A 20,399-nucleotide genomic window follows, 5' to 3' on the forward strand; every position below is an offset into this window, starting at 1 on the left:
TGGACCTCGGGGTTGGTGCCGGGAGTCGGTGTCGGTACTGGTCCCGTGACCGTGACCGTGCCCGTGCCCGTGCTGGTGGTGTGTGTCCGTAACGGGCGGATGTGGGCGCTCAGTTGAGGTCGGTGATCACCGGGCCGGTCGTACGCTCGTACGGGCACGGCTTCTATCCTGTGCCGTGCGCGGGTGACCGCGGGGGAACGGGCCATCGGGGGATCGGGTCAGCATGAGCGGCAGCAGGGAACAGCACGGCGACGAGCGGTACACGGCCATGGAGGGCATACGCCCCCTCGTGGCCGGTGATCCGGACCGGATCGGGCCCTACCCGCTGCTCGGCCGGCTCGGCGCGGGCGGCATGGGCCGTGTCTATCTGGCGCGTTCGGCGGGGGGCCGTACGGTCGCCGTCAAGGTCGTCCACGAGGAGCACATCTCCAGCGGGGAGTTCCGGGCCCGCTTCCGCCGCGAGATCGAGTCCGCCCGCCGCGTCGGCGGGCGCTACACCGCCCCGGTCCTGGACGCCGATCCCGACGCCGACCACCCGTGGGTGGCGACCGGCTATGTGCCCGGACCCTCCCTCGAACAGGCCGTACGGGAGCACGGGCCACTGCCCGCCGACTCCGTACACGCCCTGGCCGAGGGGCTGTTGCGGGCGCTGCGCGGCATCCACGCCGCCGGGATCGTGCACCGCGACCTGAAGCCGTCCAACGTGCTGCTCACCGTCGACGGCCCCCGCGTCATCGACTTCGGCATCGCCCGCGCGCTCCAGGTATCCGTCGAGTCGCTGCTGACCAGCACCGGGATGGTCATCGGCTCGCCCGGGTTCATGGCGCCCGAGCAGATCCTCGGCGAGGAGACCGGCACGGGGGCGGACGTCTTCGCACTCGGCTGCGTCCTGATGTACGCGGCCACGGGCCAGCTGCCGTTCGGGAACGGGGCGAGCAACCAGCATGCCGTGATGTACCGGATCGTCGAGTCCGCCCCGGACCTCACCGGGGTGGGCGACGCCCCGCTGCGCGAGCTGATCGGCCGCTGCCTGACGAAGAAGCCCGCCGAACGTCCCGGTGTGGACGCTCTGTTGGCGGACATCGGTACGTCGGAGAGCCCGGGTGCCGCCCTGCGCGGCGGCGCGTGGCTGCCGCCCCAGCTCCTCGCCCGGCTGGCCCGGCAGGCGGCGGTGCTGCTGGACGCGGATGTGCCGAGGGCGGAGAGCGCGGGGGCGGGGGTGTCCGGGGCGTCTGGGGCTGCCGGGACTGCGGGGGCTGCAGGGACCGCGGCTGCTGGGGCTGCTGGGGTGGTGGAAGCGTCGGGGGCGCGCCCGGATGTCGCTACGGCCGACCTGCGGCCGGAGCCGGTGGGCGGGGCCGAGGTGGAGGCTGGAGCTGGGGAGGGGCCTGACGTCGGGGCGGAAGCGGGGGCCGTATCGGGGGATGGGGCGGGGGTCGTACCCGTAGCCGTATCGGAGGCTGAGCGGGCGCTTGAGGCGGAGGGCGTACGCGAGCCCGGATCGGAGGCCGTACGGGAGCCGGGGGCGGAAGCTGCACGGGAGCCGGGGGCCGTCGCTGGATCGGAGCCCGTACGCGACCCCGGGGCGGAAGCCGTGAGCGAGCCCGGGGCCGTCGCTGGATCGGAGCCCGTACGCGATCCCGAGGCGGAAGACGTACGCGCATCCGAGGCCGACCCCGGTCCGAAGGGCGCCCCCGAAGGCTCGAAGGGCGCCGCAGAGGCGCAAGCGGCACCGGAAGCGGCGGTCCCGCCTCCGCCCGCTCTCGTGGTCTCCGCCGGGGAGTCCGGGGGCAAGGCCCCGCGTCGCCGTCGGCGCATGTGGGTCGTGGCGGCCGCGGTCCTCGCCGTACTGGCAACCGGCTCCACCGTCGCCTTCCTGCAGCACCGGCCGGGCGGCGGTGCTGACGGCCGTGACACCGACGCTGCCGCGCCCGCCGGAGCCGGCGACGGCGCCTCCGCCCCGCCCTCGGCGGGACCCACCGGCGGTGGCGAGGACGACAAGGACGGCAAGGGCAAGGACAAGGAGAAGACGGAGGAAGAGGGGGACGGCGACGGGAAGGGCCGGGAGAAGGGGGACGGAGGCGGTGACGCGGGCGCCGGGGAGGCTTCCGGTTCCGGGGGTGCCGCCGCTTCCGGGGGCAGCGGTTCCGGATCGGGCGGAGCGGACGGCTCGGCGGCCTCCCCGTCCGGCGGGAGCGGCTCCGGCGCGTCCGGTGGCGGATCGGGCAGCGGCTCCGGGGCCGGGGGATCGGGTTCCGGCTCGGGTTCTGGAACAGGTTCCGGCTCGGGGTCGGGCAGCGGGTCCGGCTCAGGGTCCGGTACCGCGCCGAAGCCGCCCACCACGGACCCCGACCCGCCGGCCGCGGACAACCGTGTGCCGCAGCACTTCGTCGGGACCTGGACGCGGGCGTCGCAGTACGACGCGCTCCAGCCCCACACCGTGGTCATCCGCCGGGCGGCCCCGGGGCAGGTCGCGGTGACCCTCATCGCCGACGTACAGGGCACGGGGCACTGCGAGTACACGGCGAAGCTCACCTCCGTGGCCGACGGCGGGCAGCGCATCAACGTCGGTACCGCCACCGTGGACAAGGCGCGCTCCACCGGGATGTGCCGCGACGGGGATCCCTCCTTCTACACCGTCGCCGGGTCCGGCATCCTGCACGACGTCGGCCCGGCCCACGGCAGCGGCTACCGCTACAACCGGGCCTGACCGACCGGCTGCGGAAAGCCGGTCCGACAAGCGCCGGGGAAGCGTCGAGCGTCGGGTGAGCGCCGGGGAAGCGGGAGGTCAGCCCTCCGGCTTCCCCGCGTACCCGGTCCCGAACGCCTCGCCCGGATACGCCGCCCCGAACGCCGAGTGGAACAGGTCCGAGACGTCCTGGCCCGAGAGCCCCTCCGCCCTGGCCCGGTCCATCCACTCGGCCAGGGACGCGCGGAGCGGCGAGTCCGGGGCGGTCTGGGGGCGGGCCAGCGAGCGGGTGATGAACGTGCCCGCCCCCTGGCGCACCTCGGCCAGGCCCGCCCGCTCCAGCTCGCGGTAGGCCTTCAGCGTGGTGTTCGGGTTGACCTTGGTGTCCGCGGCGACCTGGGCGGCGGTGGGCAGCCGGTCGCCCTCCTCCAGGGCCCCCATGCGCAGCGCCTGCTCGACCTGGCGGACGATCTGGAGATACGTCGCCACCCCGCTGCGCCGGTCGATGCGGAACACGACCACGGACTTCACCTTCCGCTCGATTGCCGACACTTTACGTAGAGGATGCGCACCGCCCCTACAGCGGGCGGGCCGAGACCCGCCACAGGACGAACCCCGTCAGGAGCGCCGTACCGGCGAGCAGGATGCCGGCCGCGGTCCACTGCATCGCCGCCATCTGGTCGTAGTCGAGGTACTCGATGACGTTGTTGATGATCCCGTGCTTCGCGATGCACGCGTTCTGGGCCTCGTCGGTGGCCTCGGCGCAGGTGCCCCAGCCGAAGAGGTCGCCCTTCGCGTTGCCGACCCAGCGGTCGACCTCGTACGACTCGTCGAAGCGGGACGGGAGTTCGCTGTCCAGCGGGTAGGTGAACATCCGGGTGGAGCCGAGCTCGACCCGCAGCTCGTCCCAGACGAACTGGGTGACGACGGTGAAGAGGAACGTCACCACCATGGCGGGCAGCAGGCGGCGCACCACGACGCCGACGGTGACGCCGAGGGCTGTGGTGAAGAGGAGGAGCGCGGGCAGGACCGGGCCGGTGCTGTCGAAGATCGTGCCCTCGACCCACTTGCTGGAGAAGAAGGCGCGGTGCGGCTCCCACCACCAGGTGAACGCGGCCGAGAGCATCACCCCGCAGACCAGTGCGAGTCCGTAGGCGAAGCCCAGTTTGGCGACGATCCACTGGCGGCGGGTCACGGACTGGGTGGTGACCAGCTGTGCGGTGCCGTTCTCCTGGTCGGCCGAGATCAGCGGGGCGCCGACGAAGAAGGCGAGGATCAGCGGGATGCCGCCGAGGAGGGCGACGATGTAGCCGTACCCCCGGGTGTCCTCGACCGCGTACCGGACCTCCTTCCCCGGCCAGCCGGCCGCGTCCAGCGCCCCGGCCATCTCGTGGCGCTGGTAGAGGATCGCGAGCGTGCCGAGCACGGAGAGGCCGAGGACGTAGATCAGGGCGATGCGGTGCTGGCGCAGGACGAGCCAGGGGAGGCCGCGCAACAGGCGGCGCCGGGGGCGGAGTTCGGCGCGGCCCTCGTCGACGGGGGAGGTGGAGGTGGGGGTGCTCATGCGGCCTGGTTCCCTTCGGCTTCGACGCGGGCGCCCTGGGTGTAGAGCGAGGGCGCGCCCGGTGAGCGGAGGTGGGCGAGCAGGACCTCCTCCAGGGAGGGTTCGGCGCTCTCCCAGTCGGCGGGCAGCGGGCCCTTGGGCCGGATCATCGCGTGGAACTGCCGTCCCTGGACGCGGGTTTCGACCACGGTGTGCCGGTCGAGTTCGGACGGCAGGCGGCCGTCCCGGACCACGCCCGTCACCAGGGTGTGGGCGGGGACGAGCGCGTCGGCGTCACCGGCCATCCGGATCCTGCCCTCCGCGACCACCAGCAGGTAGTCGCACATGTCCTCCAGCTCGGTGAGCAGATGCGAGGACATCACCACGGTGGTGCCGCGCTCGACGGCCTCCGCCATCAGCAGCGTGCTCATCTCGTCGCGGGCCAGCGGGTCGAGGTCCGACATCGGCTCGTCGAGGAGCAGCAGGTCGGGGCGCTTGCCGAAGGCGAGCGCGAAGGCCACCCGGGTGCGCTGGCCGCCGGAGAGCGCGCCGATCCGCGTGTGCATCGCGATGTTGCCGGAGCGGACGATCCGCTCGGCCGCCAAGGCGTCCCAGCCGGGGTTGAGTTCGGCGCCCATCCGCAGGGTGTCGGCGACGGTGAACCGCTTGAAGAGCGGCTTCTCCTGACCGAGGAAGGCGAACCTCGGCATCACGGAGGGGTTGTCCACCGGCGTCCCGAAGATGCTCAACGCGCCGGTGGTGGGCTGCACCTGACGGGTCGCCAGTCCGAGCAGGGTGCTCTTGCCGGCCCCGTTCGGGCCGACCAGCCCGCAGATGCGCCCGGCCGGGATCCGGAAGGAGCAGTCGCGCAGCGCCCAGCGGTCGCCGAAGTAGCGCTTGCCCAGGCCGCGGGCTTCCAGTGCCCAGCTGCCCGTGGTCCCGCTCGAAGTGCTCGTGTCTGCCACGCGCCTCGCCTCGATTCCATTAGTCAATTAATGGAATCATGGTGTTCTGAGGGAATGGCTGTCAAGCGTGCGAGGTGGGCGTGCCTCCGGGGGGCAGGGGGATGGGGGCAGGGGCAGGGGGTGTGTCAGGCGCGGTCCGCGCGGACTCGGATTCCTACGGCGCGCAGCTCAGCGCCAGTCCCACCGCCGCCTCCAGGCAGTCGCGTTCGGGGGCCGTCAGGAACGGGTTCTCCTGCTGGTGGGCGCGGGCGCGGGCCAGGTCGGCGGCGTCGGCGCCCCCGTCGTCGGCCAGCTCCGCCAGCAGGGAGGCCAGCAGCGTACGGGCCTGAGCCTCCGGTGCCGGGAACTCCGGGTCGAGCGCCACCCGGGCCAGGGTCAGCGCCGACATGGCCCGGTCGAAGCCGGGCGGGCCCTCGGCGGCGGTGGACCAGTCGATCACCACCGGACCCCGCTCCGTCAGCATCACGTTCGCCGGGTGCAGGTCGAGGTGGAGGATGCAGTCACCCGGGTCGGCCGAGACGCGGGGCGGGATCGCGTGCAGTTCGCGCAGCAGCCGGGCGAGCAGCGCGCCCCCCTCGGCGGTGCCCAGAGTCCCCGCGAGCAGCGCCTCGGACATGGTCGGGCCGGAGAGCCGCTGGAGCACCAGATCGGTGGGGCGGGCCCCGTCGGCGGGCGGTCCGATGCGCGGCACCGGATACCCGAAGGCACGGACGTACGACATCACGGCCAGCTCCTCCGTGGTGCAGGAGCGGTCGCGGTAGCGGCGAAGGACCCAGGAGCCGTCGAGTTCGTACACGTCGGCGGTGCGTCCCGAGCCCAGGAGTTGCCCTGTGTGCATGGGGCCGAACCTACCCGGGCGTACCGGTGAAGGGGAGACACCGGCCCCTCGGCGCGAGGCCGCGACCCCGGGGGTATGCCGCTCCGGAAGGGCCCCATAACGCGGGAGGAGGGGGTGAACGGGATCTCCTGTGCCCGGTCCGCGCGCCGCTACGGTGTCGGCAATTCCCTGGTCCGGACCAACCCCCTTCCGGACCGGACACCCCCCTGAAACAAGGAGAGTTACGTGGAGAACACCAAGCTCCGCAGACGCGTGCTCGCCACCGCTACCGCCACGGTGGCCGTGGGCGCGCTCGCCCTCGCGGGACTGACCGGAGTGGCGTCCGCCGGCCCCGCGGACTCCGCCGCCCCGGCCGTCTCCGCCGACAGCCTCTCGCCCGGACTGCTCGCCGCCATGGAACGCGACCTCGGGCTCGACGAGAACGAGGCCAGGACCCGGATAGCCGGCGAGTACCGCGCCGCCGCCATCGCCACCGGCCTGGAGAAGTCCCTCGGCGCCAGCTACGCCGGGGTCCGGGTCAGCGGGGACAAGGCGGACCTCACCGTCTCCACCACCGACGCCTCCGCGGCCGCGCTCATCACGAAGGCGGGCGCCAGGGCCGAGGTCGTCGGCCACAGCCTGGACCGCCTCGAAGCGGCCAAGGACGCCCTCGACAAGGCGGCGCGGAGCAAGGCCCCGAAGAACGTGCCCGTCTGGTACGTCGACGTCGAGGCCAACCGGGTCGTCGTCAACGCCACGGACGTCCGGGCCGGCGAGGCGTTCGCGAAGGCCGCGGGCGTCAGCGACCAGCTGATCACCGTCGCCCGCACCACCGAGCAGCCCCGCGCCCTCGCGGACATCCGGGGCGGCGACGCGTACTACATGGGCGGCGGAGGCCGCTGTTCCGTCGGCTTCTCCGTGACGCGCGGCACCCAGAACGGGTTCGTCACCGCCGGCCACTGCGGCCGGGTGGGCACCACGACCACCGGCGTCAACCAGCAGGCCCAGGGCAGCTTCCAGGGCTCGACCTTCCCGGGCCGTGACTACGCCTGGGTCGCCACCAACGCCAACTGGGTGCCCAAGCCCCTGGTCAACGGCTACGGCCGCGGCGATGTGACCGTCGCCGGCTCCACCCCGTCCGTCGTCGGCGCCTCGGTCTGCCGCTCCGGCTCCACCACCGGCTGGCACTGCGGCACGATCCAGCAGCTCAACACCAGCGTCACCTACCCGGAGGGCACCATCTCCGGCGTGACCCGCACCAGCGTCTGCGCCGAGCCGGGCGACTCCGGCGGAGCGTACATCTCCGGCAGCCAGGCGCAGGGCGTCACCTCCGGTGGCTCCGGCAACTGCCGCTCCGGCGGTACGACGTACTTCCAGCCGCTCCTCCCGGCCCTGCAGGCGTACGGGCTGACGCTCGTCACCAGCGGCGGCGGCCAGCCGACCCCGACCAACACGCCCACCACCCAGCCGCCCACCGAGCAGCCGGGCGGCACCTGGGCGACCGGCACCTCCTACGCCGTCGGCTCCACGGTGACGTACGGCGGCTCCACCTACCGCTGCCTCCAGGCGCACACGGCCCAGCCCGGCTGGACCCCGGACGTGGTCCCGGCCCTCTGGCAGCGCGTCTGACGGCCCGCCCGGGCCAAGACTCCTGACCCCCCTGCTCCTGCCCTCTGCCTTCTGACTCCGGCCTTCTGTTCCGGACCTCGGGCGGCGGCGGAACCCACCGCCGCCCGAGCCGGGGCCGGGGCTGGGGCCGGGGCCAGGGCTGGGGCACCAGATCAAACGACATCCGGCGTCACCGAACCTCCTGAACCTCTCCGCTCCCCGCACCGAGGACTCCGAGGAAACTGTCATGACCCCACAAATGGACAACGCAACCCCCCACGAGCCGGACGCCTCCGGGACCGACGAGGCCTCCACCGACCGGCGGCGCATCAGCCGCAAAGGTCTCCTGAAGGCCGCGATCGTCGCGAGCGCGGCTCCTCTGCTCGCCGGAGGAGGCGTCGCGCTCGCCCGGGACGCCGCATCATCGGGAGGGGACGTCCTGCTGGACCCCACCCCGCAGTGCGACGACGGCGACGACCCGACCCCGCCGCAGATGGAGGGCCCGTACTTCAAGCCCAACTCCCCGCGGCGCACCAGCCTGGTGACATCGGGCACCCCCGGCGTACCGCTCACCGTGAGCGGCTACGTCTTCGGCCGGTCCTGCCGGCCGGTCTCCGGGGCGCTGCTCGACTTCTGGCAGGCCGACACCAACGGCTCGTACGACATGGTGCAGTACGCCTTCCGGGGGCACCAGTTCACCGGTGCCGACGGCTCGTTCAGCCTCACCACCATCGTGCCGGGCCTCTACCCGGGCCGTACGCGGCACATCCATGTGAAGGCGCAGGCCCCCGGGGGCCGCGTCCTCACCACGCAGCTGTACTTCCCGGGTGAGCCGCGGAACAACACCGACGCCCTGTACGACCCGAGGCTGCTGATGAACGTCCGCAACGTCGGCAACGGGCGCCAGGGCACCTTCGACTTCGTGCTGGACGTCGCCCAGACGCCCGGCCCGACCGATCCGCCCACCGATCCGCCGGGCGGCACCTGGGCGCCCGGGACTTCCTACCGCGCGGGAGACCGCGTCACCTACGGCGGGGTCGCCTACCGCTGCCGGCAGGCACACCAGTCCATGACGGGCTGGGAGCCGCCGAACGTCCCCGCGCTGTGGGAACGCGGGTAGCGACGGCAGCAGCGGACGCGCACCACCGCCCCGCGCCCCGTTCACGCCGTCCGGCGCGTGAACGGGGCGCTTTCGCATGCCCGGGGGACTCGTCGTCGGCGGTCTGAAACATTTGGCCTTCCCTGGAGCGTCGATGAGGTGAAAGGCCGGAACGGAGGACGGAAACGATGGACGGGGGAAGGCATGAGGACATCGCGTGCCGAGGAGTTCAAGGAGTTCGCCGCCGCGCGGGCGAGCCATCTCTACCGGTCGGCCTGTCTGCTGACCAGTGGTGATGTGCATCTCGCCGAGGATCTGGTGCAGGAGACACTGAGCCGGATGTACGTCCACTGGGGGCGGACGCGCCGGATCGACAATCCGGCGGCATACGCGCAGACCGTGCTCGTGCGGATATTCCTCACCCACCGGCGCCGCCGCTCCGCCACGGAACGCCCGCTGGCCGAGCTGCCCGAGGCCACGCGGGCCGACCCCGACGATCCGGCGCTGCGGATGACGCTGCTCCGGGCGCTCGCCCAACTGGCGCCCAAGGACCGGGCGGTGGTGGTCCTGAGGTATTGGGAGGACCGCAGCATCGAGGAGACCGCCAGCACGCTCCAGGTCAGCCCCGCCGCCGTACGGACCCGCTGCGTGCGGGCCCTCGGGCGGCTCCGCACCCAACTGGGTGGCAGCATCGCGGAGTTCGCCGCCCACTGACCCGGAGCCCGGCGCCCATCCGCCTGCCTGCCGCCCGCCGCGCACCCGGGGTGCGCGTCCGGCCAGTACATCCATCCGGCGAGCCAGTACCCGCCGAATCAGTAGCTGCCGAGCCAGCACTGCCAAGCCAGCACCTGCCGAATCAGTACCTTGCCAGAACGAGAAGTGGTGGTTTCCCATGCCCTTTGAAGACGAACTCAGCGAGCAGCTCCGCCGGACCGGAGCGACCTTCGACCTCACCGCCCGCACCGCCGTGGTGGACGGAGCCCTCGCCCAGGGACAGCGCTCGCTCCGCCGCCGCAGGGGCGCCGCGGTGGCGGGCTCCGTGCTCGCCCTGGCCCTCGTCGGCGGAGGCGGGGCGTTCGGCGCCGGTCTGCTGGGCGGTGGCCCCGGAGGAGGTTCGGACGTGGCGGGCAGCGGGCCGGTGGCGGCCACGCTGACGGGCGCCCCCGACGGAGCCTCGCCCGCCGCCGGCACACCGGAACCCGACGCCGAGGGCACCCCGAGCACCCGGCCGGACGCCACCCCCACGCAGCCGGGCCCCGCCCCCACCCGGTCCCAGCCGGAGCCGACACCCACCCGGCAGGTCACACCGCCCGCGGGTGAGCGGTCGCAGGAGCCGCCGAGCGGGGGGCCCGTCGGCTCGCCGGCACCCCCGCTCGACTACACCCTGCTGATGCCGACCTTCCTGAAGCTGCTGCCCCAGGGGATCACGGTCGGGGAGAAGGTCGACAGCGGGGGCGAGTTCGCCTCGGTCGTCGTCGACGACGGACAGGGCAAGAGCCTCGTGCAGATAAACGTGCAGCACGACATGCGGGACGTCGCCGAGCAGCTGTACAAGGACGCCATGACGCTGCCCGACGGCACGCTGCTCGCCACCTCCCAGGTGCCCGGCGAGAAGGGCGGCAAGGGGGTCGTCTGGTGGACGGCGGACACGATGCGGCCCGACGGCATGCGGGTGGTGGTCTCGGCCTTCAACTCCGGGGCGCAGTCGACACCCGCCACCCGGCCGGAGCCCGCGCTGACCATGAAGCAGCTCACCGCGCTGGCGACCAGCCCGGAGTGGCTGAGGCTCCAGCAGAAGTGACACTCCGGCAGACCCCGTGGGCCGGAGCGCCCTCCGCCCCACCCTGCCCCACCCCGTCCCGCGTCACTTCGCGTCGGAGTACCGCTCCGCCACCGCCGTGGTGAACGGGAACCGCACCGGGGTCTCCCCGAAGGCGATCCGCCCGGCCTGCTCGCCGGCGGCCCGGATCGCCTCGGTCACGGCGGCGCTCTCCTCGGCCGGGCAGTGCACGATCACCTCGTCGTGCTGGAAGAAGACCAGCTCGGCGCGGAGCCCCTGCTCATGGAGGGTGCGGCGCAGCCCGGCCAGCAGGAGCAGGGCCCAGTCGGCGGCGCTGCCCTGGACCACGAAGTTGCGGGTGAAACGGCCCCGGGCCCGGGCCAGGCCGCCGTCGGAGGAGGGCTCGCCGCCCTCCTGGGGGATGCCCGCCTCCTCGTCCTGGCCCGCCAGGGCGACCGGCGGGCTGGTGCGGCCCAGCCAGGTCCGCACCGTCCGCCCCTCCTCGCCCGCCCGGGCCGCGTCGTCCACGTAGGCGACGGCGAGCGGGAAGCGGCGGCGCAGGGCGGCCAGGTTCTTCAGCCCGTCCCCGGACGTCTGGCCGTAGATCGCGCCGAGCAGCGCCAGCTTGGCGTGTTCGCGGTCACCGTGGAACGCCCGGTCGGAGAGGGCCTTGTAGAGGTCGCCGTCATGACCGGCCACCTCCATCAGGCCCCGGTCGCGGGAGATCGCGGCCAGCACCCGCGGCTCCAGCTGGTCGGCGTCCGCGACGACCAGCCGCCACCCCTCGTCGGCGACGACGGCCTGCCGGATGACCTTGGGGATCTGGAGGGCCCCGCCGCCGTTGGTCGTCCAGCGGCCGCTGACCGTGCCGCCCGGCTGGTACTCGGGGCGGAAGCGGCCCTCGCGCACCCAGTCCTGGAGCCAGCTCCAGCCGTGGGCCGTCCAGATCCGGTACAGCTTCTTGTACGCGATCAGCGGCTCGACCGCCGGGTGGTCCAGCTCCGCCAGCTCCCACCGCCGGGTCGACTTCACCGCGATCCCCGCCCGCGCGAACGCCTTCACCACATCGGCGGGCAGATCGGGCCGGACCCTCCTGCCGAAGGCCGCCGACACCTCGTCCGCCAGCTCCGCCAGCCTCCGGGGCTCGCCCCCGCCCGCGTACCGCTCGCCCAGCAGCCCGTGCAGCACCTCCCGGTGGACATCGGCCCGCCAGGGCAGCCCTGCCCGGTGCATCTCGGCCGCGACCAGCATCCCCGCCGACTCCGACGCGGTCAGCAGCCGCATCCGGTCCGGGTGCTCGGCGGTGTCGTGGCGGCGCACCTGGTCCGCGTAGACCCGCAGCAGCCCCGCGAAGGGGACGCCGGGGCCGGAGGAGGGCTCGAAGAGGGAGGACTGCGCGCCGGGTTCGGCGGAGCGGGCGGGCGGGTCCGGCGGCACGGGCGCGTTCTCCAGCCGGGCCAGTGCGGCGGCCGCGGACCGGGGCTCGCCGAGCCGCCCCGCGTGCCCGAGCAGCAGCAGCTCGGCGCACTCGATGTCGTAACACCGCTCGACGCGGACCCCGGCGGCGAGCAGCCGGGGGTAGATCCCGTCGGTGGACCGCCAGACCCACCGCCCCACCCCGGGCCGGGAGCGGACGGACTCGACGAGATCGGGCTCGGCCAGCACGGGACCGGCGGGCGTGCCGTCCGCCGCCAGCGGAACGAGCAGCGCCCCGTCCCCACCCCCGTCCGCGGCCGCCACCGCCCACCGTTCGGTCATGGGGCGAGTCTGGCACCCACCACTGACAACGCCCCGGAGCCCGGACCCGCCATCGGGCCCCGGACCCGCCGCCCCCGGCACAGCCGCCGCCCCCAGTGCGGGCGGCGCCCCCGGCGCGGGCGACGGGTCCGGAGCCGGGCCGCCCGCCCTGAGCGGCAGGACCGGGACCGGGGTGGCCGGTGGAGGGCCGCCTACCCTGGGCGGATGGAATCGGTGATCGACCAGGCCTGCGCGGCGGCGCTGTACGCGGAGGGCGACGCGGCCCTGGACACCGGGGCCTCCCTGCTCGCCGCCGCCCCGGACGCGGACGACGCGCTGCACCGGCGCGGCGAGGAGTTCGTGACCCGGGCCTGGGGGCGGGGCTGGCTCCCCGCCGACCTGGTCCGGTTCGTCCGGCTGGAGCTGGACGAGCGGCGGGCGGTGCTGGCGGCCACGCTGATCGCCGCCGAGACCGCCCGGTACGGGGAGCTGCCGCCCCGCTGGCGGGCCCAGCTCGACGAGCTGCCCGGACGGCCGCCCGCACCGCGCAACAAGCCGGACCGGTTCAGTTACGCCTCCGACCTGCTGGAGCTGTTCCGGCTACTGCTCCGGCTCCCCGCGATCGAGCCCGTCGGCCCGGCCCCCGGGACCGCCGCCGACCACCTCCACCGCTCGCCCGCCGCCGACGAGCCGCGCATGCTCACCCGGATCCGGGCGCTGCTGGCCAAGGCGGAGGCGACCGGCTTCCCGGAGGAGGCCGAGGCGCTGACGGCCAAGGCGCAGGAGCTGATGGCCCGGCACAGCATCGACGAGGCGCTCATAGCTGCCCGCAGCCACAGCGCCGGGAGCCCCGGGGCGTGCCGGATCGGGGTGGAGCCCCCGTACGAGAGCGCGAAGGCGATCCTGCTCGACGCCGTCGCCTCCGCCAACCGCTGCCAGGCCGTGTGGAACGGCGACCTCGGCTTCAGCACCGTCGTCGGCTTCGAGCCGGACCTGGAGGTCGTCGAGCTGCTGTTCACCTCGCTGCTGGTGCAGGGGACGGCCGCGATGACCCGGGCGGAGGCCGGGCAGCGCGCCTCCGGCCGTAAGCGGACCAAGACCTTCCGGCAGTCGTTCCTGATGGCGTACGCCCAGCGGCTCGGCTCCCGGCTCGCGGACAGCGCCGAACGGGCCACGGCGGACGCGGCCACGGCCACCGGGGCCGACCCGGAGAGCGCCGCCGCCCCCACCGTCCTGCTCCCCGTCCTCGCCGCCCGGGACGTCGCCGTCACCGAGACCACCGAGCGGATGTTCCCCCGGACCACCACCACCCGGGTCCGGGGCGCCACCGACCTGGACGGCTGGAACCACGGCACCGAGGCCGCCGACCGGGCCCGCATGGGCGGCCCCGGGAAGGGCCACCGCGGACGCGGCGGTAACGGACACGGACGCGGCGGCGGCGAAATCATGGCGTAAGTCAGGCTTGTCCGTAATTCGGGCTAGGCTCGGCCCATGAGCTGGCTCCGGGCGCTGAAGGAGACCGCCCGCTCGGGGCTGGAGATCGAGCGGCAGCGACTCGAACCGCTCATCGCCTTCCGCGGGGCGGCCGGGCTCGCCCTCGTCGTCGGCACGAGCCTGGTCCTCTTCGGGCCCGAGATCGCGGCCAGCTCGGCGTTCGGCGCCTTCCAGGCGGCCATCGCCACCTTCCAGCGCAGCTGGCGCCCGCGCCCCGTGCTCGCCCTCGTCTCCGGCGCCAGCCTCGCCGTGTCGACCTTCGTCGGATACGTCTCCGCCTCGCACCCCGTGCTCTTCCTCTGCCTGCTCGGCGCCTGGACCTTCCTCGCCGGGCTGGCCTGGGCGGCGGGGCCGACGGGCGGGATCATCGCCTCGTCCAACGTCGCGATCATGCTGGTCACGATCACCCTGCCCACCTCCGTGGCGGACGCCGCCGCCCATGCCGGGATGATCCTGGCCGGCGGGGTGGTCCAGGCGGTGCTGATCGTCCTGTTCCCGGTACGGAGATGGGGCGCCCAGCGCGACGCGCTCGCTGACGCGCTGGCCGCCGAGGCCGACTACGCCCGGCGGCTGCGCCACGACCCGGTCGCCCCCTTCGACCCGCTGCCCCTGATGACCGCCCGCAGCGCCGCCGCCGTCACCCCGCGCCAGGCCCGCCGCCGCCCCGTCGAGCTGCAGGGCGCCCGGGGCATCGCGGAACGGCTCCGCCCGGTCCTCGCCTCGCTGGCCGACCCGGCGATGGGCGTCCCCGCCGACGGCCTGGAGCGGGCCTGGGTGAACGAGCTGCTGGGCGCGGCCGGCTCCGTGCTCGACGCCGCCGCCCGGGCGGTCCGGCACGGCGAACCCGTCCACCTCTCCGCCACCGACCTCGGCGTCCTCAAGACCCCCGACAACGACGTGATCCTCGTCGGCCCCGCCCTCCGCGCCGCCGACCGGCTCGCCGCCCTGCTCGACGACGTCCTGGAGATCGCGGAGGGTACCGGCACCGACAGCGGGCTCCCCGAACACCTCGCCCCCGACACCCGCCACCGCCCCACCCTGCTGCGGCTCGTGCCGGTCGTGCTCAAGGCGATCCGCCGGGAGCTGCACCACGGCTCCCCGATCCTGCGCCACGCGATCCGGGTCGCGGTGGTCGCCGTGTGCGGGTACTTCGTCGGTGAGGCGATGCCGCTCGGCCACGGCTACTGGGCGCCGATGACCGCCGTCATGGTGATGCGCCCGGAGTTCTCGCAGACGTACGGCCGCTCCGTGGCCCGCTTCGGCGGCACCCTCGTCGGTGTCGGCCTCGCCACCGCGATCGTGCAGACCGCCCACCCCGACGCCCGGCTCTCCGCGCTGCTGTCGGTGGTCTGCGCCGGGCTGATGTACCTGCTGATGCGCACCGGGTACGCGGTCAGCCAGGTCTGTGTCACCGCCTACGTCGTCTTCCTGCTCGGCATGGCGGGCGACGACTGGTCCCAGACCGTGACCGAACGCATCGTGCTCACGCTGGTCGGCGGGCTCCTCGCGATGGTCTCGTACGCGATCTACCCGGCCTGGGAGACCCCGCGGCTGCGCAACCGGCTGGCCGAGTGGCTGGTGGCGGACGGGCGGTACGCGGCGACGGTGGTCGACCGGTACGCCGACCCGGCCCACCGCGACCTGGAGGAGGTACGGGACGCCCTCATCGCCACCCGGGAGGCCAGGGTCGCCTGGCAGGAGGCGCTGGCGACCGCCCAGCACGAACCCGTACGCCACCGGGGCATCTCGCGGGCCGCCGCCACCGACGCCCAGCACGCCCTGGCCCAGCTCGGCCGCTCCGCGATGGTGCTGGAGGCCCACCTTCCGGCCCGGTCGGCCGACCCGGTGCCCGGCGCCGCCCAGCTGGCGGAGGCGCTGCGCCGGGCCACCGAGAAGGGCGCCAAGGCGGTACGGGAGCGGCGCCTGCCCGACTGGCAGCCGGTGGTGGACGCGGTCGCCCACTGGGACGTGGCGACCCCGACGGAGGACGGCACGACCCCGGTGGGCGACCCGGTGGTGCGCCGGGGCGCGGCCCTGCTCCTGGAGGCGCTGGAGGAGTTCACCCGCGCCCTGGACGAGCGCGGCGGCTCCACCCGGGTGAGCAGCACCCTCGCGAAGAACTGAGCCGAGCCCCGGCGGAGGCCGCGCCCGCAGAAACCGCTCCCGTACGGGCCGCTCCCGTACGGGCCGTTCCCGTACAGACCGCTCCCGTACGGGCCGTTCTCAGGAGGACGGCAGCTCGGGCATCTCCGGAAGCGTCGGCAGATCCGAGGGCACGCCCGTCGGGAGGTCCGTCGGCAGGTCCGAGGGCAGCGACGGCAGGTCCGTCGGCAGCTTGCCCTGTTCGGCCTTGGACAGGGTGTCCTTCACCCCGCCGTCCCACGACAGGACCAGCTTCCTGCCGTCGTTGGACTCGATCGTGCCCATCGTGCGGTCGGTGGAGCCGCCGGTGCACTTCAGCGCGAGCATCACCTCGCCCATGTCCTTCACGTCGCCCTGGCACACGGCCTGGTCGGCGACGAGGGCGACCTTGCCCGCGGTGATGGAGACGGTGACGTTCTTGCCGTCCGTCAGCCCCACCCAGGTGCCCTCCAGCGCCGCGGCGTCCACGCCGGAGCCCTTCGAGCCCTGGCCGTCGCCGGGCTTCGCGCTCGACGCGGCGTCCGGCCCCGAGCCCTTGCCCCCGTCGTCGTCGCTGCCGCACGCCGTCAGCGTCAGCGCGGCGGCGAGCGCGGCCACCACGACACCCCCGGTGGTTGCGAACCTGGTCACGTGGAGTTCCCCCTTGCTGTTTTCCGGTCGAAAGACCGCGTCACGTTACCAAGGTTTTTCTCATCAACTCCGGTAAGCGGGAGCGGAATACGCGTGCTGTTCGTCTCTCCTCGAGGGCGGATACCCTCCACTGCGGAAAGCCTGTAATCGAAGCAACACTCGGCGTGCACGTGCATCTGCTCATGCATGCGCATATGAACAGAGCTATGATCCGATCTAGTTGACACTTGCACCTTGCAACTCGGGGAGCGTCCTGTGCACCACGTGTACAACGGCATGGCGGCCACAGAGCTTCACGGAGTCGTCTGGCAGAAGAGCAGGCACAGCAACTCCCAGGGATCTTGTGTGGAGTTCGCGAAACTGCCCGGAGGGGATGTGGCGATGCGGAACTCACGCCATCCCGACGGGCCCGCGCTCGTCTATACACCGGCCGAGATCGAGGCGCTGCTGCTCGGCGTCAAGGATGGCGAGTTCGACCACCTGGCGACCGGCGGCTGAAACGTTCCGGCGGTCGTACACCGAACCGCTCCGGAGGCCGACCTGCTCCCACGTCCGGAGGCCGAACCGCTCCGGCGGCCCGGGGCCCCGAAGGGCCCCTCACATCCCGTTCTTCGCGCAGTCCGAGAGCCGGAACAGGGCCCAGACGACCTTGCCGTACAGCGGCACCGACGGGAATTCACCGGCCGGCGCGGGCGAGGGGTGCCACCCCCAGCTGTCGCTGACGCACTCCACCAGGAACAGCCCACGGCCCGATTCGGCCGAATCCGCCGCCTCGCCCGCCACTGGGCTCTCCCGGCTGGGATCGCGCACCGCGCAGACCAGCCGCGAGCTCCAGCGCATCAGATGGAGCCGCACCGGCGGGTCCTGGAACTCCCGGGGCGGGTCGCTCGGCAGCGCGTGGCGCAGGGCGTTGGTGACGAGTTCGGACACCACGAGGGCGACGTCGTCGAAGCGGTCGCTCAGCTCCCACCGGTCCAGGGTGGACCTGGTGAACTGCCGTGCTCCGCCGACCGCTTCGTAGCGGGCGGGCAGAGCGCAGGAGGCCGAGCCGGCGACCCCTGAGGGGTCGGTCGGGGGAAGCCCCTGCCGTAACGGCTCGAGCATCGTCGATCCATTCGTCCCCATACGAGGCACTCCCGGGATTCGCGGCTGTAGCGGCACTGCCTGTCAGCGGTACTGCGGGGGGTACAGCGGCACAACACGAGCACGCAGGTGCGCAGGGGTCATGCTTCCCAATGCGCACAGCAGATGCAAGGGCAGATGCACGTGCACGCGCCGGACCTGCCCGGTAGCGTGGTGATTCCGGGGTATTTCTTCCGTCGGGCAGTTTCGGAGCTTTCCGGACGTCTTCCCATTTCCGTAATCGAATGAGTACGGGCTGAAGCGTTTTGGTGGCAGAATCCTTGGCTTCGGGGTCGAGGGGTTCTGGGGGCGCCCCGAGTGCCCGGTAGGCGATGGGGAGGGTTGGGCCAGTGTCGGCAGGCGAGTCGAGTGGATCAGTGGTGCGGCGCATCCTGCTGGGCTCTCAGCTCAGAAGGCTGCGGGAGTCGCGCGGTATCACCCGTGAGGCGGCCGGCTACTCCATCCGGGCCTCCGAATCGAAGATCAGCCGCATGGAGTTGGGACGGGTGAGCTTCAAGGCCAGGGACGTCGAGGATCTGCTCACGCTCTACGGTGTCGCGGACGTCGCGGAGCGCGATGCGCTCCTCGGTCTGGCCCGCGAGGCCAATGTGGCGGGCTGGTGGCACAGTTACGGCAATGCGCTGCCCGGCTGGTTCCAGACCTATGTGGGTCTGGAGGGAGCGGCCTCCCTCATCCGTATCTACGAAGTCCAGTTCGTGCACGGTCTGTTGCAGACCGAGGCCTATGCCCATGCCGTCGTCTCCCGCGGCATGCGCGGAGCGTCGGAGGCCGACATCGAGCGCCGGGTCGCGCTGCGCCTGGAGCGCCAGAAGGTCCTCGTCTCCGAGCGCGCGCCGGTCTTCCACGCCGTGCTGGACGAGGCCGCGCTTCGCCGCCCGTACGGCGAACGCGACGTGATGCGCGCCCAATTGCGGCATCTGATCGATATGTCGGAGCAACCGAACATCACGCTCCAAGTGATGCCCTTCAGTTACGGAGGGCATGCGGGCGAGAGCGGTTCGTTCACGCTGCTCCGATTCCCGGAATCCGATCTGTCGGACATTGTCTATTTGGAGCAGCTGACAAGTGCGCTCTATCTGGACAAGCCCGAGGAAGTCGCGCAGTACGAAAAGGCCATGGGGTGCCTGCGCAAGGACAGCCCCGGGCCCGAGGAGAGCCGCGATCTCCTGCGCGGACTCCTCCAACTGACGTGATTTCTCGTTACGATGACGTCACATCAGGAGTCTGCGAACGCCTGCAGTAAGGGATTGCATGTCCTTCTTCCATGAACTGGCCCACCAGTACATCGATGGCGAGTGGCGCACGGGCAGCGGCTCATGGGACATCATCGATTTCAATCCCTACAACGGCGAGAAGCTCGCGGCCATCACCGTGGCGACCGCGCTGGAGGTCGACCAGGCCTACCGGGCGGCCGAGCGGGCGCAGCAGGAGTGGGCCGCCACCAATCCGTACGAGCGGCGGGCCGTCCTGGAGCGGGCCCTGCGCATCGTCGGGGAGCGCACCGAGGAGATCGTCGAGGCGATCATCGACGAGCTGGGCGGCACCCGGCTGCGCGCCGCCTACGAGGTCCGCAGCGCGACGGAGGTGCTGCGCGAGGCGATCCGGCAGTCGCTGCGCCCCACCGGTCGGCTGCTGCCCGCGGTCTCCGACGGCCGGGAGAACCGCCTCTACCGGCTCCCCGTCGGCGTCATAGGTGTGATCAGCGCCTTCAACTTCCCTTTCCTGGTGACGATGAAGTCGGTCGCGCCCGCGCTCGGGCTCGGCAACGCGGTCGTCGTGAAGCCCCACCAGAGCGCGCCCGTCGTGGGCGGCGGGCTGATCGCGAAGATCTTCGAGGACGCCGGGCTGCCGGCCGGACTGCTCAACGTCCTGATCACCGACAGCGCCGAGATCGGTGACACGTTCATCGAGCACCCCGTCCCCAAGCTGATCTCGTTCAGCGGCTCCGACCGGGTCGGCCGCCACATAGCCGGCACCGCCGCCGGACACCTCAAGCGGACCATCCTCGAACTGAGCGGCAACAGCGCCCTGGTGGTGCTGGAGGACGCCGACATCGACTACGCGGTCCGGGCGGCGGTCTTCAGCCGCTTCCTCTACCAGGGCCAGATCAGCATGGCGGCCAACCGCATCCTGGTGGACCGCGCGGTGGCCGAGGAGTTCACCGCCCGTTTCACCGCCGCCGTGGCCGCCCTGAAGTCCGGCGACCCGCGGGACCCGGAGACCCGGATCGGCCCGGTCGTCGACGCCCTGACCGCCGACGCCCTGACCGCCCTGGTCGACCGGGCCGTCGCGGACGGAGCCACCGCGCTCGTCCGGGGGCGGACCCGCGGCAACGTCGTGGAGCCGACCGTCCTCACCGACCTCCCGGAGAACTCCCCGCTGCCCGGGCAGGAGATCCTCGGCCCGGTGGCCCTGCTGATGACGTTCGACGGCGAGGACGACGCCGTACGGATCGTCAACGACAGCCCCTACGGGCTGAGCGGTGCCGTGCACACGGGCGACGCGGAGCGCGGGGTGCGGTTCGCGCAGCGGATCGTCAGCGGGATGTTCCACGTCAACGACTCCACCGTCCAGGACGACCCGTTGGTGGCGTTCGGCGGCGAGAAGACGTCCGGTATGGGGCGGCTGAACGGTGAGGCGGTTGTGGAGGCGTTCACGACGCTGAAGTGGCTGTCGATCCAGCACGGCCGCGCGGTCTTCCCCTTCTGAGCTGCCCCCGGGGCCCCGGCGGATCCCCCCTTCCGGCCGCCCG

At 72.9% G+C, this 20,399-nt stretch carries 17 protein-coding genes; 10 read left to right on the forward strand and 7 right to left on the reverse strand.

Annotated features, from left to right (window positions below):
• The first annotated feature begins 223 nt into the window (after positions 1–223).
• The gene (locus DJ476_RS35680; RefSeq protein ID WP_318294742.1) at positions 224–2,710 is read left to right on the forward strand and encodes a serine/threonine protein kinase; all 2,487 of its coding nucleotides are present in this window, start codon (positions 224–226) and stop codon (positions 2,708–2,710) included.
• A 78-nt stretch (positions 2,711–2,788) separates the two neighbouring features.
• Here DJ476_RS35680 and DJ476_RS19170 read toward each other — a convergent pair whose 3' ends face one another.
• The 4 genes from DJ476_RS19170 to DJ476_RS19185 all read right to left on the reverse strand — a co-directional run bounded on the left by DJ476_RS19170 (position 2,789) and on the right by DJ476_RS19185 (position 6,035).
• On the reverse strand, positions 2,789–3,220 hold the full coding sequence (locus DJ476_RS19170; protein WP_112491128.1) for a GntR family transcriptional regulator: 432 nt from the start codon (positions 3,218–3,220) through the stop codon (positions 2,789–2,791).
• Between the two features lie 46 nt (positions 3,221–3,266).
• Positions 3,267–4,253, reverse strand: a complete 987-nt coding sequence (locus DJ476_RS19175) for an ABC transporter permease subunit (protein WP_112491129.1) — start codon at positions 4,251–4,253, stop codon at positions 3,267–3,269.
• Positions 4,250–5,197, reverse strand: coding sequence for an ABC transporter ATP-binding protein (locus tag DJ476_RS19180; protein ID WP_112491130.1), 948 nt, complete (start codon positions 5,195–5,197; stop codon positions 4,250–4,252). The genes DJ476_RS19175 and DJ476_RS19180 overlap by 4 nt, the downstream gene beginning before the upstream one ends.
• A gap of 154 nt (positions 5,198–5,351) precedes the next feature.
• Positions 5,352–6,035, reverse strand: coding sequence for a phosphotransferase (locus DJ476_RS19185; RefSeq protein ID WP_112491131.1), 684 nt, complete (start codon positions 6,033–6,035; stop codon positions 5,352–5,354).
• Positions 6,036–6,260: 225 nt separating this feature from the next.
• On the opposite strand from DJ476_RS19185, the gene DJ476_RS19190 reads away from it, so the two are divergent.
• The 4 genes from DJ476_RS19190 (at position 6,261) to DJ476_RS19205 (ending at position 10,522) form a co-directional block, all read left to right on the forward strand.
• Positions 6,261–7,643 (forward strand): carbohydrate-binding protein, encoded by a 1,383-nt coding sequence (locus DJ476_RS19190; RefSeq protein WP_112491132.1) that lies wholly within the window; start codon positions 6,261–6,263, stop codon positions 7,641–7,643.
• Positions 7,644–7,881: 238 nt separating this feature from the next.
• The gene (locus DJ476_RS19195; RefSeq protein WP_103418000.1) at positions 7,882–8,742 is read left to right on the forward strand and encodes a dioxygenase family protein; all 861 of its coding nucleotides are present in this window, start codon (positions 7,882–7,884) and stop codon (positions 8,740–8,742) included.
• A 183-nt stretch (positions 8,743–8,925) separates the two neighbouring features.
• Positions 8,926–9,435, forward strand: coding sequence for a SigE family RNA polymerase sigma factor (locus DJ476_RS19200; protein ID WP_070204467.1), 510 nt, complete (start codon positions 8,926–8,928; stop codon positions 9,433–9,435).
• Between the two features lie 178 nt (positions 9,436–9,613).
• Positions 9,614–10,522, forward strand: a complete 909-nt coding sequence (locus DJ476_RS19205) for a hypothetical protein (RefSeq protein WP_103418001.1) — start codon at positions 9,614–9,616, stop codon at positions 10,520–10,522.
• Between the two features lie 63 nt (positions 10,523–10,585).
• On the opposite strand, the gene DJ476_RS19210 is transcribed toward DJ476_RS19205, so the two are convergent.
• Positions 10,586–12,259, reverse strand: coding sequence for a bifunctional 3'-5' exonuclease/DNA polymerase (locus DJ476_RS19210; protein WP_103418002.1), 1,674 nt, complete (start codon positions 12,257–12,259; stop codon positions 10,586–10,588).
• A gap of 204 nt (positions 12,260–12,463) precedes the next feature.
• On the opposite strand from DJ476_RS19210, the gene DJ476_RS19215 reads away from it, so the two are divergent.
• Both DJ476_RS19215 and DJ476_RS19220 read left to right on the forward strand, forming a co-directional pair.
• A complete protein-coding gene (locus tag DJ476_RS19215) occupies positions 12,464–13,693 on the forward strand; it encodes a DUF2786 domain-containing protein (protein WP_112491133.1) in 1,230 nt (409 codons plus the stop codon).
• Positions 13,694–13,729: 36 nt separating this feature from the next.
• Positions 13,730–15,856 (forward strand): FUSC family protein, encoded by a 2,127-nt coding sequence (locus DJ476_RS19220; protein WP_103418004.1) that lies wholly within the window; start codon positions 13,730–13,732, stop codon positions 15,854–15,856.
• 99 nt (positions 15,857–15,955) lie between these two features.
• Here DJ476_RS19220 and DJ476_RS19225 read toward each other — a convergent pair whose 3' ends face one another.
• Entirely contained in the window at positions 15,956–16,504 is a 549-nt protein-coding gene (locus tag DJ476_RS19225) for a hypothetical protein (protein ID WP_112491134.1), read from the reverse strand.
• 255 nt (positions 16,505–16,759) lie between these two features.
• Between DJ476_RS19225 and DJ476_RS19230 the strand changes: the two genes are divergently transcribed.
• The gene (locus DJ476_RS19230) at positions 16,760–17,002 is read left to right on the forward strand and encodes a DUF397 domain-containing protein (protein ID WP_019762059.1); all 243 of its coding nucleotides are present in this window, start codon (positions 16,760–16,762) and stop codon (positions 17,000–17,002) included.
• Between the two features lie 99 nt (positions 17,003–17,101).
• Here DJ476_RS19230 and DJ476_RS19235 read toward each other — a convergent pair whose 3' ends face one another.
• Positions 17,102–17,608 (reverse strand): ATP-binding protein, encoded by a 507-nt coding sequence (locus DJ476_RS19235; protein ID WP_070204474.1) that lies wholly within the window; start codon positions 17,606–17,608, stop codon positions 17,102–17,104.
• A gap of 350 nt (positions 17,609–17,958) precedes the next feature.
• Here DJ476_RS19235 and DJ476_RS19240 point away from each other — a divergent pair, with 350 nt between their 5' ends.
• Together DJ476_RS19240 and DJ476_RS19245 are read left to right on the forward strand one after the other, a co-directional pair.
• Positions 17,959–18,840 (forward strand): helix-turn-helix domain-containing protein, encoded by an 882-nt coding sequence (locus DJ476_RS19240; RefSeq protein ID WP_206304466.1) that lies wholly within the window; start codon positions 17,959–17,961, stop codon positions 18,838–18,840.
• 58 nt (positions 18,841–18,898) lie between these two features.
• Positions 18,899–20,356 (forward strand): aldehyde dehydrogenase family protein, encoded by a 1,458-nt coding sequence (locus DJ476_RS19245; protein WP_112491136.1) that lies wholly within the window; start codon positions 18,899–18,901, stop codon positions 20,354–20,356.
• Positions 20,357–20,399: the final 43 nt, after the last annotated feature.

The organism is Streptomyces bacillaris, assembly GCF_003268675.1.
Lineage (GTDB): Bacteria > Actinomycetota > Actinomycetes > Streptomycetales > Streptomycetaceae > Streptomyces > Streptomyces bacillaris.